Source organism: Buttiauxella cochleicola (assembly GCF_021282405.1).
GTDB lineage: Bacteria > Pseudomonadota > Gammaproteobacteria > Enterobacterales > Enterobacteriaceae > Buttiauxella > Buttiauxella massiliensis.
Genome location: NZ_JAJSOU010000014.1, coordinates 91677 through 104786 on the forward strand (window position 1 = coordinate 91677; position 13110 = coordinate 104786).

The 13110-nt window shown below is 50.1% G+C and carries 15 protein-coding genes; 9 read left to right on the top strand and 6 right to left on the bottom strand.

Going from position 1 to position 13110, the window contains the following annotated elements; all coding sequences use genetic code 11:
• Positions 1-155: 155 nt before the first annotated feature.
• The 5 genes from argT (at position 156) to hisP (ending at position 4276) form a co-directional block, all read left to right on the top strand.
• Positions 156-938 (top strand): lysine/arginine/ornithine ABC transporter substrate-binding protein ArgT, encoded by a 783-nt coding sequence (gene argT / locus LVQ79_RS17855; RefSeq protein ID WP_232865955.1) that lies wholly within the window; start codon positions 156-158, stop codon positions 936-938.
• A 297-nt stretch (positions 939-1235) separates the two neighbouring features.
• A complete protein-coding gene (gene hisJ, locus LVQ79_RS17860; protein WP_034458847.1) occupies positions 1236-2018 on the top strand; it encodes a histidine ABC transporter substrate-binding protein HisJ in 783 nt (260 codons plus the stop codon).
• A 74-nt stretch (positions 2019-2092) separates the two neighbouring features.
• Positions 2093-2779: a histidine ABC transporter permease HisQ gene (locus tag LVQ79_RS17865; RefSeq protein WP_134185133.1), complete on the top strand. Its 687-nt coding sequence runs from the start codon at positions 2093-2095 to the stop codon at positions 2777-2779.
• Positions 2776-3492, top strand: coding sequence for an ABC transporter permease (locus LVQ79_RS17870; protein ID WP_151995300.1), 717 nt, complete (start codon positions 2776-2778; stop codon positions 3490-3492). Before LVQ79_RS17865 ends, LVQ79_RS17870 begins: the two co-directional genes overlap by 4 nt.
• 10 nt (positions 3493-3502) lie before the next feature.
• Positions 3503-4276 (top strand): histidine ABC transporter ATP-binding protein HisP, encoded by a 774-nt coding sequence (hisP, locus tag LVQ79_RS17875; protein ID WP_151995301.1) that lies wholly within the window; start codon positions 3503-3505, stop codon positions 4274-4276.
• A gap of 475 nt (positions 4277-4751) precedes the next feature.
• Here hisP and LVQ79_RS17880 read toward each other — a convergent pair whose 3' ends face one another.
• Positions 4752-5036: a helix-turn-helix domain-containing protein gene (locus tag LVQ79_RS17880; RefSeq protein WP_232865956.1), complete on the bottom strand. Its 285-nt coding sequence runs from the start codon at positions 5034-5036 to the stop codon at positions 4752-4754.
• A 105-nt stretch (positions 5037-5141) separates the two neighbouring features.
• Here LVQ79_RS17880 and LVQ79_RS17885 point away from each other — a divergent pair, with 105 nt between their 5' ends.
• The gene (locus LVQ79_RS17885; RefSeq protein WP_232865957.1) at positions 5142-5408 is read left to right on the top strand and encodes a helix-turn-helix domain-containing protein; all 267 of its coding nucleotides are present in this window, start codon (positions 5142-5144) and stop codon (positions 5406-5408) included.
• A gap of 92 nt (positions 5409-5500) precedes the next feature.
• Here the strand turns inward: LVQ79_RS17885 and LVQ79_RS17890 are convergent, their stop codons facing one another.
• The 3 genes from LVQ79_RS17890 to yfcG form a co-directional block, all read right to left on the bottom strand.
• Positions 5501-6394 (bottom strand): TIGR01777 family oxidoreductase, encoded by an 894-nt coding sequence (locus LVQ79_RS17890; protein ID WP_232865958.1) that lies wholly within the window; start codon positions 6392-6394, stop codon positions 5501-5503.
• A gap of 22 nt (positions 6395-6416) precedes the next feature.
• Positions 6417-6782, bottom strand: a complete 366-nt coding sequence (gene folX / locus LVQ79_RS17895) for a dihydroneopterin triphosphate 2'-epimerase (RefSeq protein WP_151995303.1) — start codon at positions 6780-6782, stop codon at positions 6417-6419.
• Positions 6783-6874: 92 nt separating this feature from the next.
• The gene (yfcG, locus tag LVQ79_RS17900; protein ID WP_232865959.1) at positions 6875-7504 is read right to left on the bottom strand and encodes a GSH-dependent disulfide bond oxidoreductase; all 630 of its coding nucleotides are present in this window, start codon (positions 7502-7504) and stop codon (positions 6875-6877) included.
• Between the two features lie 151 nt (positions 7505-7655).
• Between yfcG and yfcF the strand changes: the two genes are divergently transcribed.
• The 3 genes from yfcF to yfcD are packed head-to-tail and all read left to right on the top strand — an operon-like array spanning position 7656 to position 9509.
• Positions 7656-8300, top strand: coding sequence for a glutathione transferase (gene yfcF / locus LVQ79_RS17905; protein ID WP_232865960.1), 645 nt, complete (start codon positions 7656-7658; stop codon positions 8298-8300).
• Positions 8301-8356: 56 nt separating this feature from the next.
• Entirely contained in the window at positions 8357-8908 is a 552-nt protein-coding gene (yfcE, locus tag LVQ79_RS17910; protein ID WP_232865961.1) for a phosphodiesterase, read from the top strand.
• A 55-nt stretch (positions 8909-8963) separates the two neighbouring features.
• The gene (gene yfcD / locus LVQ79_RS17915; protein WP_255666872.1) at positions 8964-9509 is read left to right on the top strand and encodes an NUDIX hydrolase YfcD; all 546 of its coding nucleotides are present in this window, start codon (positions 8964-8966) and stop codon (positions 9507-9509) included.
• 75 nt (positions 9510-9584) lie between these two features.
• On the opposite strand, the gene pta is transcribed toward yfcD, so the two are convergent.
• Entirely contained in the window at positions 9585-11726 is a 2142-nt protein-coding gene (pta, locus tag LVQ79_RS17920; RefSeq protein WP_151995307.1) for a phosphate acetyltransferase, read from the bottom strand.
• Between the two features lie 132 nt (positions 11727-11858).
• Positions 11859-13061: an acetate kinase gene (ackA, locus tag LVQ79_RS17925; RefSeq protein ID WP_064512697.1), complete on the bottom strand. Its 1203-nt coding sequence runs from the start codon at positions 13059-13061 to the stop codon at positions 11859-11861.
• Between the last annotated feature and the right edge of the window lie 49 nt (positions 13062-13110).

Here is a 13110-nt window from a genome sequence, read left to right on the forward strand (position 1 = left end):
TCTCGTGACAGAGTTGTAACTTTTATTTAACACAAAACCACGCACTTTCTTTCACGCAAGAAAAAGTGGCATGGGAACTGCAACTCTGGTCTGCAACACAAAACAAACACAACACGACGTTACACATAATAAGATCAGCCACCTGAGGGTTATGTATGAAAAAGCAAGTTCTCGCTCTGTCATTACTGCTTGGCCTGAGTGCCACCGCAAGCGTCTTCGCAGCCATTCCGCAGAGCATTCGTCTTGGTACGGACACCACATATGCACCGTTCTCATCTAAAGACGCGAAAGGGGATTTTGTTGGTTTCGATATCGATCTTGGCAATGAGCTGTGTAAACGCATCAATACTAAATGTACGTGGGTAGGAAGCGACTTTGATGCGCTGATCCCATCGCTTAAAGCGAAGAAAATCGACGGTATCATCTCCTCGCTTTCCATTACTGAAAAACGCCAGAAAGAGATTGCCTTCTCAGACAAACTTTATGCTGCTGATTCACGCCTGATTGCTGTTAAAGGCTCTCCGGTTCAGCCAACTCTTGATTCACTCAAAGGCAAGCACATCGGTGTGTTGCAAGGCTCTACCCAAGAAGCATATGCCAACGCTGAATGGCGTAGCAAAGGTATCGATGTGGTGCCTTACGCTAACCAGGATCTGATCTATTCTGACCTGGCTGCTGGCCGCCTTGATGCGGCATTCCAGGATGAAACCGCTGCAAGCGAAGGCTTCCTGAAATTGCCTGCGGGTAAAGGCTATCAGTTTGCTGGCCCATCTGTGAAAAACAAACAGTACTTTGGTGACGGCACCGGTATTGGCTTGCGCAAAGACGACGTAGAGCTGAAAGCTGCCTTCGATAAAGCGCTGGCAGAAATGCGTAAAGACGGTACTTACGACAAATTTGCTAAAAAGTACTTCGATTTTAATGTTTACGGTGAATAACCTCATCCCGTAGTCTGTAGCCCGGTTATGGCTTTCATGGCCGGGCTGAATAGAATTGCAATCTAACCTGATTCTACTTGCACTCCGTTAGTGCAAATTATTGCTGATGCACCAAAATGGTGTTTTACTTGCATCCTGTTGGTGCGACATGCTTTTCAAGTGAAAGTGCTCCTGAAACAGGGCGCGCCATCCGCTTGAAAAAACACTATATTGGTATGCATAAATTGGCATGAAACATGCAATTTTATCCGGTTAAAAAGCAATCGCGCAAAATATACGGTCTACTCGAGGATAATTATGAACAAGCAGATCATCGCTCTTTCTTTGGTACTGGCATTTTCCAGTGTTTCCACAGCTTTCGCCGCAATTCCTAAAAATGTACGTATTGGTACTGACCCAACTTACGCACCGTTTGAGTCGAAAAACGCTCAAGGGGAACTAGTCGGTTTTGATATCGATTTGGCAAAAGAACTCTGCAAACGCATCGAAACTAATTGTACCTTCGTGGAAAACCCACTGGATGCGTTGATCCCCTCGTTGAAAGCGAAAAAAATCGACGCGATTATGTCGTCGCTTTCTATTACTGAAAAACGCCAGCAAGAAATTGCCTTCACCGACAAACTGTACGCTGCAGACTCGCGTTTAGTGGTCGCGAAAGGTTCGCCGATTCAACCCACTCTTCAGTCTCTGAAAGGTAAGCGTGTCGGTGTGCTGCAAGGCACTACGCAAGAAACCTACGGTAATGAGCACTGGGCACCGAAAGGCATCGAAATTGTCTCTTACCAAGGCCAGGACTCTATTTACGCTGACCTGACGGCAGGCCGTATTGACGCCGCTTTCCAGGACGAAGTGGCTGCGAGCGAAGGCTTCCTGAAACAACCTGTTGGCGCAAATTACCAGTTCGGTGGGCCATCAGTTAAAGACGACAAACTGTTTGGTGTTGGCACCGGTATGGGTCTGCGTAAAGACGATACCGAGTTACGCGAAGCACTGAACAAAGCATTTGCTGAAATGCGCAAAGACGGAACTTACGAGAAGTTAGCGAAGAAATACTTCGACTTCGATGTTTACGGTGGTTAACAGTCACCAGTGGTTCAACCTGCCCGCTGCGGGCAGGTTAGGTTTGTGCAAACACTGACGACAGGATACGCACCATGTTGTACGGTTTTTCAGAAGTCATTTTTAAAGGGGCTGTCGTCACGCTGGAACTGGCGCTAAGCTCCGTTATCCTCGCCGTTATTATTGGCCTGGCGGGAGCTGGTGCTAAGTTATCCAAAAATCGCCCGTTAGCCATGCTGTTCGAAGGTTACACCACGCTGATTCGTGGCGTGCCCGATCTGGTACTGATGCTGCTGATTTTCTATGGCCTGCAAATGGCGCTCAATGTGTTAACCGACTCGCTTGGCGTTGCCCAGTTTGATATCGACCCAATGGTTGCCGGTATCATTACGCTTGGTTTTATCTACGGTGCCTATTTTACCGAAACGTTCCGTGGTGCTTTTATGGCTGTTCCGAGAGGGCACATTGAAGCGGCAACCGCCTTTGGTTTTACCGGTTCGCAAACTTTCCGCCGCATTCTCTTCCCAGCCATGATGCGCTATGCGCTGCCTGGCATTGGTAATAACTGGCAGGTTATTTTAAAAGCCACCGCGCTGGTCTCGTTGTTGGGTCTGGAAGATGTGGTGAAAGCGACTCAGCTTGCCGGGAAAAGCACCTGGCAGCCATTCTACTTTGCGATTGTCGCCGGGATCATTTACCTGTTCTTTACCACGGTATCGAATGGTGTACTGCTCTGGCTTGAACGCCGTTACTCGGTTGGCGTGAAGAGGGCTGAGCTATGATGGATATTTTCCACGAATACTGGAAGGCGCTGCTGTGGACTGATGGCTATCGGTTTACCGGGGTTGCCATTACGCTGTGGTTGCTGATTTCATCGGTGGTGATGGGCGGGATTCTGGCACTGTTTTTGGCCATCGGCCGCGTATCCAGCAACAAATTTATCGCGTTCCCTATCTGGCTGTTTACCTACATTTTCCGTGGCACACCGCTGTATGTGCAGTTGCTGGTGTTTTACTCCGGCATGTATACGCTGGAAGTGGTGAAAGGCACGGTACTGCTCAATGAGTTTTTCCGCAGCGGCCTGAATTGTACGGTGCTGGCGCTGACGCTCAATACGTGTGCGTACACCACCGAAATCTTTGCCGGGGCTATCCGTGCTGTACCGCATGGTGAAATTGAAGCCGGGCGCGCATATGGTTTCTCGCCATTCAAAATGTATCGCTGCATTATTCTGCCTTCAGCGCTGCGTATCGCACTGCCTGCGTACAGCAACGAAGTGATTTTGATGCTGCACTCCACCGCACTGGCGTTTACTGCCACGGTGCCGGATCTCCTGAAGATCGCCCGCGATATCAACTCCGCAACTTACCAGCCGTTTACCGCTTTTGGGATTGCTGCGGTTCTGTACCTGTGCATTTCTTATGTGCTGATTAGATTGTTCCGCAAGGCGGAGCAACGCTGGTTGCAGCATATTAAACCAAGCTCAACACATTGAGTGTTCAACGATGACTGATAAAAAATTAAGCGTTACCGACCTGCACAAGCGCTACGGCCAACATGAAGTGCTCAAAGGTGTCTCTTTACAGGCCAATGCGGGCGATGTGATAAGCATCATTGGCTCATCGGGTTCTGGCAAAAGTACCTTTTTACGCTGCATTAACTTCCTCGAAAAACCGAGTGAAGGGACGATTGTTGTCAATAACCAGAACATTAATCTGGTGCGTGATACCGACGGACAGTTAAAAGTTGCCGATAAAAATCAGCTTCGTTTACTACGCACGCGTCTGACGATGGTATTCCAGCATTTCAACTTGTGGAGCCACATGACGGTGCTGGAAAACGTGATGGAAGCGCCGATTCAGGTGCTTGGCCTGAGCAAGCAAGAAGCGAAAGAGCGTGCAGTGAAGTATCTGGCGAAAGTTGGCATTGACGAGCGCCAGCAGATTAAGTACCCGGTACATCTTTCCGGCGGCCAGCAGCAGCGTGTCTCCATCGCCCGTGCACTGGCGATGGAACCTGAAGTGTTGCTGTTCGATGAACCGACCTCCGCGCTTGATCCTGAACTGGTAGGCGAAGTGTTGCGTATCATGCAGAAACTGGCCGAAGAAGGGAAAACGATGGTAGTGGTAACGCATGAGATGGATTTTGCGCGCCACGTTTCAAACCATGTGATTTTCCTGCATCAGGGTTTAATCGAAGAAGAGGGAACGCCAGAAGAGTTGTTTGGTAACCCGAAAAGCGCCCGTTTGCAGCAGTTCTTGTCGGGATCGTTGAAGTAATCCCCTCACCCTTTCCCTCGGGGCTGTCTCTTATACACAACTCACCTTGGCAATCTTGTCAGGGTGAGATCTTTAAGCCTCGCTGATTTTCCGTTCACCCGTGCGTTCAGTTATCTCTTTCATTCCTGCAAACGGTGAACGTATCAAGGAGAGCACGCCCTCTCCTTGATAATCCAGGCGCCCGGCCATTAAATTGCCGCTGCGCGGTAAACCCCAGCTTATCCCCAACATCAGGGTCGTTCGCGATTCGTTCCCGACGATCGCTCTCTTTCGCTGCTCCCGGCAGCTCAACCCTGACTTATGGGGAGCACTGGGGCAATTTATACCGGGAACAAAGTCAAAACCGACTCGGTGTGGTTTTTATCCTTTGATGTTCACCGGTACAGTGGCTAAATAAAACACTTAATATCAGGTGAATGGAACTGTCTCCCGAATCACAGAGATGTGACTAAGAGACAGCCCCCAGGAGACGGAACTATTCGGTTTTCCCCTTCTCCAAGGGGAGAAGGTGGGGATGAGGGTGTTTAATATCACCGATAACTTCCCGAATGAGCATTTCTGGATCCAAACTCACCATCCTCGCCAAGTGCACAAACTCCACCATATCTAACCTTCGTTCACCGCTTTCAACTTTAGCGATAAATGACTGAGGCTTGCCCAGTGCCTCTGCAAGTTGTGTCTGCGTTATGTTGTTTTCTTTTCTAGCTTTCTTGAGTGCGTTGATGACGCGCTGATATTCATCTGAGTAAACAGAAGCCATTTGTTCGATTCCGTAAAATATCCCGAAATCGAATATCCTCTCGTTGTGTTTTTATCCCAAAAAAGGATAATTGAGTAATTAACAACCTCACATAGAGAAATTAAGATGCAATATCAGGATTGGCACTCAGCCGACATTATTGCGGCATTACGTAAAAAGGGCACTTCTCTGGCTGCGGTTTCACGCGAAGCGGGGCTGAGTTCTTCCACTCTGGCAAACGCGCTTTCTCGCCCGTGGGCAAAAGGGGAAATGCTGATAAGCCTTGCGATTGGTATACCGGCAACGGAGATCTGGCCGAGCCGTTATTTTGATCCGGAGACTCACCAGCCTGTTGAAAGGTTGATGCGTAATCGGGGGAGTAGGCGGGTTTAGTTTTTGGTTGAACTAGCCCCCTCTCCGAACGGATAGGGGATTATTCGGTTTTCCCCTTCTCCTGGGGGAGAAGGTCGGGATGAGGGCGTTTCCTACCGCACCACATCCCCAAGAGCTTCCTCAAGATCATACCAACGGAAGCCAAACCCGGACTCTTCAAGCCGCTTTGGCAACGCGCGTTGCCCGCCCAATACCAACACCGAAGATTCACCCATCATCATCCTGACTGCGGTTGCCGGTGCACGTATAAATGCCGGGCGATTCAGTACATGGCCGAGAGCATGAGAGAACTGTTCATTGCGCACCGGATAGGGTGAAACCATGTTAAATGGCCCACGCAGGTCGTTATCCAACAGCCACAAAATACCGTTCACCATATCGTCGATATGAATCCACGCCAGATATTGCCGCCCATCGCCCATTGGCCCACCCAGACCTAAACGGAATATCGGCAGCAGTTTTGCCAGAATCCCGCCTTTGGGGGCTAACACTACGCCGGTACGCAGCAGGCAGACGCGCGTGTGCTCGCTCTGTGCCCCACAAGCAATTTGCTCCCAACGGGCGCACAGCTTATGGGTAAATTCATTGTGGGGCGGTTCATCTTCGTTGACGACCACTTCACCGAGGTCACCATAATATCCGGCGGCAGAACCAGAGATAAACACTGCAGGCGGCGTCTGGCTTGCTTTAAACATCTCAACCAGGCGTTCGGTGATTTGCCAGCGGCTTTGGCACAAGCGCTGTTTTTGCGGCTCGGTCCAGCGTTTGTCGGCAATGGGTTCACCTGCAAGATTGATCACCGCATCGAACCCATCAAGATTTTGATGGTCGTTCAACCCTTTCCAGAATGTGACTTTGGGGTCAAAAAGCGTACGCGCTTTGTCGGGGTTTCTGGTGACGATCGTGACACCGTGCCCTAATTCCAGCAAGCGCGGTACCAGATGGCTGCCAATCAGGCCGGTTCCTCCGGTAATCAGTATCTGCATGCTCGTCTCCAGTTGTTTGCGCTTACTTGCGCCAACTCATGGTCATTGATACCGAGTCGGCATAGCGCAGCGCGTGAAGTTTATCGATCTCTACTTCAGCATAAGATACCCACGGATGATCGCATGCGATGTCGAGCACATCCTGAGTTAATTTTTCCAATAATGAGAAGCGATGGTTCTCTACCAACTGAATGATTTGTTTAGTGATAGTGCGGTAATTCAGCGCGTCGTTGATATCTTCGCTGGCGCGGGCTTTGTCCGCCGGGTAATGAATGGCGACGTTAATGACTATATCCTGGCGATTGGCAATTTCTTCTTCCTTGATACCAATGAAGGTGCGCAGGCGTAAATTTTTGATTCGAATAATTGCGTCTGGTTGTGGGGACATTGCAGGTGTGCTCCATGTAGTTATTTTCCATCGCAGACTATACCCAAATTAGATGAGGAAAAAAATTGCGCGCCTTGTCGGGCGCGCAGGGTTCAGTTTTGCTGCGCTTTCTCATAGGCGCGTTCGGTTGCCGGGCGTGAGCGGATTCGCTCAAACCAGTTTTGAACGGCAGGGAAGTGCGCCAGATTGATGCGTTGACGCTCATGGGAAACCGTCCACGGATAAGTGGCAATATCAGCGATGCTGTATTCGTTACCGCCCAGCCATGGAGTTTTCTCAAGCTGCTTATTCAGAACGCCGTACAAGCGTTGGGTTTCAACCTGGTAACGCTCAATGGCATAGGGTACGGGCTGCGGTGCGAAGTGATTGAAGTGATGATTCTGACCAAGCATTGGGCCAAAACCACCCACTTGCCAGAATAGCCACTGCAATGTGTGGGTGCGTTCGCGCAGGTCTTTGCTTAATAGTTCGTTGGTTTTTTCTGCTAAATACAGCAGAATTTCACCGGATTCAAACAAGCTCAGTGGGCCGCCGCCGTCCAAAGGGTGGTTGTCGATAATCGCCGGAATTTTATTGTTCGGAGAAATCGCTAAAAAGGCAGGCTGAAACTGATCTCCTTTGCCAATATCAATATGATGAATGGCGTAGTCCAGGCCCGTCTCTTCCAGAAACAGCGTGATTTTGTGGCCGTTTGGTGTCGGTGCATAGTAGAGGTCAATCATGTCATTCCCATCCTGATATCAGTATTTTTCTTAAACCTATGGAGTATAGACTTTTTGAAAAAAGTGCTTCGTAGATGATTTTTGCTCAAGTGACAGTTGCCATTTTCCGCTATATGTTCAATAGCCTGGGAAACGAAATCATGGGGATATTATGAGCCAGCCGACAATAACACTTTGGTCCGATGCGAATTTTTTTAGCCCGTACGTGATGTCTGTCTACGTTGCACTCAAAGAAAAAGGCCTGAACTTTAACCTGCAAACGATTGATCTGAATAGCGGGCAAAACCTGCAACCTGGCTGGAAAGGCTATGATTTGACGCGCCGCGTTCCCACTTTAGAAGTCGATGATTTTCTACTGAGTGAATCCTCCGCCATTACTGAATATCTTGAAGAGCGTTTTGCTCCGCCAACCTGGGAGCGTATTTATCCGCATGATCTGGAAAAACGCGCCCGGGCGAGACAAATCCAGGCCTGGATCCGCAGCGATTTAATGCCAATTCGTGAAGAGCGTTCAACCGACGTGATTTTCGCAGGCGTGAAGAAACCGCCGCTGACGGAGAAAGGACAGATAGCCGCTCAAAAACTAATAACGACGGTAGAAAAGTTGTTGCCTGTCGGCCAACAAAATATTTTTGGTGAGTGGTCGATTGCCGATACCGACCTGGCATTGATGCTTAATCGTTTGATTCTCAATGGCGATGAAGTCCCTGCTCGGCTGGAAGAGTATGCAGCCTTCCAGTGGCAACGTGCTTCTGTGCAGCGTTTTCTGGCACTTTCCGCAAAGCATTCTGGCTGATTAGCCCCATAATTCGCTATGATAATTCCGCTTACCATTAACAGGAATAGGGCTTTATGAAGCTGATGTTTGCCTCGGATATTCACGGATCGTTACCCGCAACAGAGCAGGTGCTGGCACATTTTGAGCGCAGTGGTGCTAAATGGTTAATATTGCTGGGTGATGTGCTGAATCATGGGCCGCGAAATGCGCTACCGGTGGGCTACAATCCTGGCGCTGTTGCAGAGCGCTTCAACAGCATTGCAGACAGAATTATCGCGGTTCGTGGTAACTGCGACAGTGAAGTTGACCAGATGCTGCTTCATTTTCCGATTACTGCACCCTGGCAACAAATATTGATGGAGGACCAGCGTTTATTTGTGACGCATGGTCATCTGTATAACCCTGATAAATTGCCACCACTGGCAGAAAACGATGTTTTGGTTTTTGGTCATACTCATCTTCCACTGGCTGAGAAGCAAGACACGGTCTATCTCTTTAATCCGGGCTCGGTGAGTATCCCTAAAGGCGGCTTTGAAGCGAGTTATGGCATGCTAAACGACGGTGTTCTGAGCGTTCACGCACTGAATAACGCTGGGGTTATTGCACAGGTCGAGATTACCCCGTAACTTACCGCTTGTTGAACATAACGCGCCAAAGAGCGCCCTGAATAAGGTTTCCCCAATGGCGGAACAGAGTCATTTTGTTGGCATGGAATGGGTAGATATTGTCAATGAAGACAATGAAGTAATCGCGCAAGCAAGCCGCGAGCAAATGCGCGCGCAGCGTTTGCGCCATCGCGCGACTTATATCGTTGTGCATGATGGTATGGGGAAGATTTTGGTGCAGCGTCGTACCGAAACCAAAGATTTTATGCCGGGCATGCTGGATGCTACCGCTGGTGGCGTAGTGCAGGCTGATGAACAACTGCTGGACTCAGCACGTCGTGAAGCTGAAGAGGAGTTGGGTATTGCCGGGGTGCCATTTGCCGAGCATGGTCAGTTCTACTTTGAGGACACCAACTGCCGCGTATGGGGAAGCCTGTTTAGCTGTGTTTCTCATGGCCCGTTTGCGTTGCAGGAAGAAGAAGTCAGCGAAGTATGCTGGATGTCGCCGGAAGAAATTACAGCCCGCTGTGACGACTTTACGCCGGACTCTCTTAAAGCACTGGCGTTGTGGATGACCCGCAATGCGAAAAATGAATCCCAGCACACGGCTGCTGCGGAGTAATTCATTTAGTTTTACCGGATCACGCCAATAAAAAAGGCCGCATATAAATGCGGCCTTGTTGCTTCTCAGAAGAACTTAGTCTTGTTGAGAAGACTGAATCGCAGTCAGAGCGATGGTGTAAACGATATCGTCTACCAGTGCGCCACGAGACAGGTCGTTGACTGGTTTACGCATACCTTGCAGCATTGGCCCGATGGAGATCAGGTCTGCTGAGCGCTGTACCGCTTTATAGGTGGTGTTACCGGTGTTCAGGTCTGGGAAGATGAACACGGTAGCGCGACCCGCAACCGGTGAGTTTGGCGCTTTGGATTTAGCAACGTCAGCCATAACTGCGGCGTCGTACTGCAACGGACCATCGATGACCAGGTCAGGACGTTTTTCTTGAGCAATACGTGTAGCTTCACGTACTTTCTCAACGTCGCTACCTGCACCAGAAGTGCCGGTGGAGTAGGACAGCATTGCAACGCGTGGGTCGATACCGAATGCAGCAGCGGAATCCGCAGACTGAATAGCGATTTCTGCCAGTTGCTCAGCAGTTGGGTCCGGGTTGATCGCGCAGTCGCCGTAAACGTAAACCTGTTCTGGCAGCAGCATGAAGAACACAGAAGAAACCAAAGAGCTGCCTGGTGCAGTTTTGATCAGCTGCAACGGTGGACGAATGGTGTTCGCGGTAGTGTGAACAGCACCGGAAACCAGACCGTCAACTTCGTCTTGCTCAAGCATCAAAGTACCCAGCACAACGTTGTCTTCCAGTTGCTCACGCGCAACGGCTTCGGTCATGCCTTTGCTCTTACGCAGCTCAACCAGACGTGCAACGTAGCTCTCGCGAACCACTTCCGGGTCAACGATTTCGATACCCGCACTCAGTTCAACGCCTTGCGCAGCAGCAACACGGGTGATTTCATCCGGGTTACCCAACAGCACGCAAGTTGCGATACCACGTTCAGCACAGATAGATGCCGCTTTCACGGTACGTGGCTCTTCGCCTTCTGGCAGAACAACACGTTTGCCGGCTTTACGCGCCAGCTCAGTCAGCTGATAACGGAATGCTGGAGGTGACAGACGACGGCTACGCTCAGACGTTGCAGTCAGAGATTCGATCCAGTTTGCATCGATGTGGCTGGCCACATATTCCTGCACTTTCTCGATACGCTGATGGTCGTCAGTTGGGACTTCCAGGTTGAAGCTTTGCAGGCTCAGGGAAGTCTGCCAGGTGTTAGTGTCAACCATGAACAGCGGCAGGCCGGTAGCAAATGCACGCTCACACAGTTTGGTGACGCGTGGGTCCATTTCGTAACCGCCGGTCAGCAGAACTGCACCGATGTCTACACCGTTCATTGCAGCCAGGCATGCTGCAACCAGCACGTCTGGACGGTCTGCTGAAGTCACCAGCAAAGAACCTGGACGGAAGTGTTCCAGCATGTGCGGAATGCTACGCGCACAGAAGGTCACAGACTTCACGCGACGAGTTTTGATGTCGCCTTCGTTGATGATGGTTGCGTTCAGGTGACGCGCCATATCAATTGCACGAGTAGCGATCAGATCAAAGCTCCATGGCACACAGCCCAGAACTGGCAGCGGGCTGTCAGCGAACAGCGCTTTAGGATCGATGTTAGCGATGCTCGCTTTAGTGGAGTCATCAAAAATTTCGGACAGATCAGGACGGGTACGACCCTGCTCATCAACTGGGGCATTCAGTTTGTTAATGATAACGCCAGTGATGTTGGTGTTTTTGCTGCCGCCGAAGCTGCTACGAGCCAGTTCAATACGCTCTTTCATCTGCTCTGGGGAGTTGTTACCCAAAGACATAACGAAGACGATTTCAGCGTTCAGCGTTTTTGCGATTTCGTAGTTCAGAGATTGCGCAAACTGATGTTTACGAGTTGGAACCAGACCTTCAACCAGAACCACTTCAGCATCTTTGCTGCTGGCGTGGAAGTTGGCGATGATCTCTTCCATCAGCACGTCTTGTTGGTTGCTGGACAGCAGCGACTCAACGTGATTCATGTGCAGCGGTTCAGCCGTTGGGATGCTGGAGTTAGCACGCACAATGCTGGTGGTTTGATCTGGAGTATCGTCACCGGTACGCGGTTGGGCGATAGGTTTGAAAACGCTAAGGCGAACGCCTTTTTGTTCCATAGCACGGATAACACCAAGGCTGACGCTGGTCAGGCCGACGCTGGTTCCGGTAGGGATCAACATAATAGTACGGGACACGGTATAACCTCTTTGTATATACCCGGCATATTTCGGGTCGCAGAGGATTGCAGCAACTCGAATTATTTTGGGTATTGCCCTTTACAGGACTCAGAAAACAACACCGCCAGCGAAGGCTGGCGGTAAGGAGAATCAAGCGGTCAGGCGAGATGCATCCTGAGCGATAACCAGTTCTTCGTTGGTCGGAATGACCATCGCAGGAACGGTACCCTCTTTGTTGATGTAGCCTGATTTGCCGAAACGAGCAGCCAGGTTGCGTTCGTGGTCAACTTCAAAGCCCAGAACACCCAGTTTGCCCAGAGACAGCTCACGTACCATTGCAGCGTTTTCACCGATACCACCAGTGAATACAACGCCGTCCAGACGACCTTCCATCAGTGCAGTGTAAGAACCGATGTATTTCGCCAGACGATGGCAGAACACGTCCATTGCACGTTTAGCATCTTCTTTAGTGGTGTAGTTGTCTTCAACATAACGGCAGTCGCTGGTGACTTCAGTCAGACCCAACAGGCCAGACTCTTTAGTCAGCATTTTGTTGATATCGTCAACGCTCATGCCCAGGGAATCGTGCAGGTGGAAGATGATAGCTGGATCGATGTCACCAGAACGGGTGCCCATTACCAGACCTTCCAGCGGAGTCAGACCCATAGAGGTGTCAACACACTTGCCGTTACGGATAGCAGAAACAGAACCGCCGTTGCCCAGGTGGCAAGTGATCAGGTTCACTTCTTCCACTGGCTTGTTCAGCATTTTCGCGGCTTCTTGAGTCACATAGAAGTGGCTGGTGCCGTGTGCGCCGTAACGACGAACGCCATGCTCTCTGTACAGGTTGTACGGCAGAGCATAGAGGTAAGATTCTTCTGGCATGGTCTGATGGAACGCGGTGTCAAACACAGCAACGTTTTTATCAGCCAGTTTAGGGAAAGATTTCAGTGCTTCAGCAATACCGATCAGGTGTGCCGGGTTATGCAGTGGTGCAAAAGAAGCAGTATCTTTGATACCCTGAATCACGGTCTCGTCGATAACGACGGAGCTGGTGTACTTCTCGCCGCCGTGAACAACACGGTGGCCGATAGCAGTCAGCTGCTCGGACAATTCAGGTTTTTGTGCCAGAATGGTATTAACCATAAAGTTAAGAGCTTCGCTGTGAGCGGCGCCTGCACCCAAAGCCGCTTCTTGTTTACCGCCATCCATTTTCCACTTGATACGTGCTTCAGGAAGATGGAAACATTCGGCTAAACCAGAAAGGTACTCGTCACCGTTTACTGCATCAATGATTGCAAATTTCAGTGAAGAGCTACCGCAGTTCAGAACCAGTACTAACTTACTCGACATGGAAGTACCTACTATTAATATGTGGCTAAAAAAACGTCAGTTAGTCTCT

Coding starts and splice junctions, on each gene's coding strand:
- hisP (WP_151995301.1), top strand. CDS start 3,503: ATGACTGATAAAAAATTAAGCGTTACCGACCTGCACAAGCGCTACGGC.
- yfcF (WP_232865960.1), top strand. CDS start 7,656: ATGAGCCAGCCGACAATAACACTTTGGTCCGATGCGAATTTTTTTAGC.
- yfcG (WP_232865959.1), bottom strand. CDS start 7,504: ATGATTGACCTCTACTATGCACCGACACCAAACGGCCACAAAATCACG.
- yfcE (WP_232865961.1), top strand. CDS start 8,357: ATGAAGCTGATGTTTGCCTCGGATATTCACGGATCGTTACCCGCAACA.
- yfcD (WP_255666872.1), top strand. CDS start 8,964: ATGGCGGAACAGAGTCATTTTGTTGGCATGGAATGGGTAGATATTGTC.
- ackA (WP_064512697.1), bottom strand. CDS start 13,061: ATGTCGAGTAAGTTAGTACTGGTTCTGAACTGCGGTAGCTCTTCACTG.
- LVQ79_RS17870 (WP_151995300.1), top strand. CDS start 2,776: ATGATGGATATTTTCCACGAATACTGGAAGGCGCTGCTGTGGACTGAT.
- LVQ79_RS17880 (WP_232865956.1), bottom strand. CDS start 5,036: ATGGCTTCTGTTTACTCAGATGAATATCAGCGCGTCATCAACGCACTC.
- hisJ (WP_034458847.1), top strand. CDS start 1,236: ATGAACAAGCAGATCATCGCTCTTTCTTTGGTACTGGCATTTTCCAGT.
- LVQ79_RS17890 (WP_232865958.1), bottom strand. CDS start 6,394: ATGCAGATACTGATTACCGGAGGAACCGGCCTGATTGGCAGCCATCTG.
- LVQ79_RS17865 (WP_134185133.1), top strand. CDS start 2,093: ATGTTGTACGGTTTTTCAGAAGTCATTTTTAAAGGGGCTGTCGTCACG.
- argT (WP_232865955.1), top strand. CDS start 156: ATGAAAAAGCAAGTTCTCGCTCTGTCATTACTGCTTGGCCTGAGTGCC.
- folX (WP_151995303.1), bottom strand. CDS start 6,782: ATGTCCCCACAACCAGACGCAATTATTCGAATCAAAAATTTACGCCTG.
- LVQ79_RS17885 (WP_232865957.1), top strand. CDS start 5,142: ATGCAATATCAGGATTGGCACTCAGCCGACATTATTGCGGCATTACGT.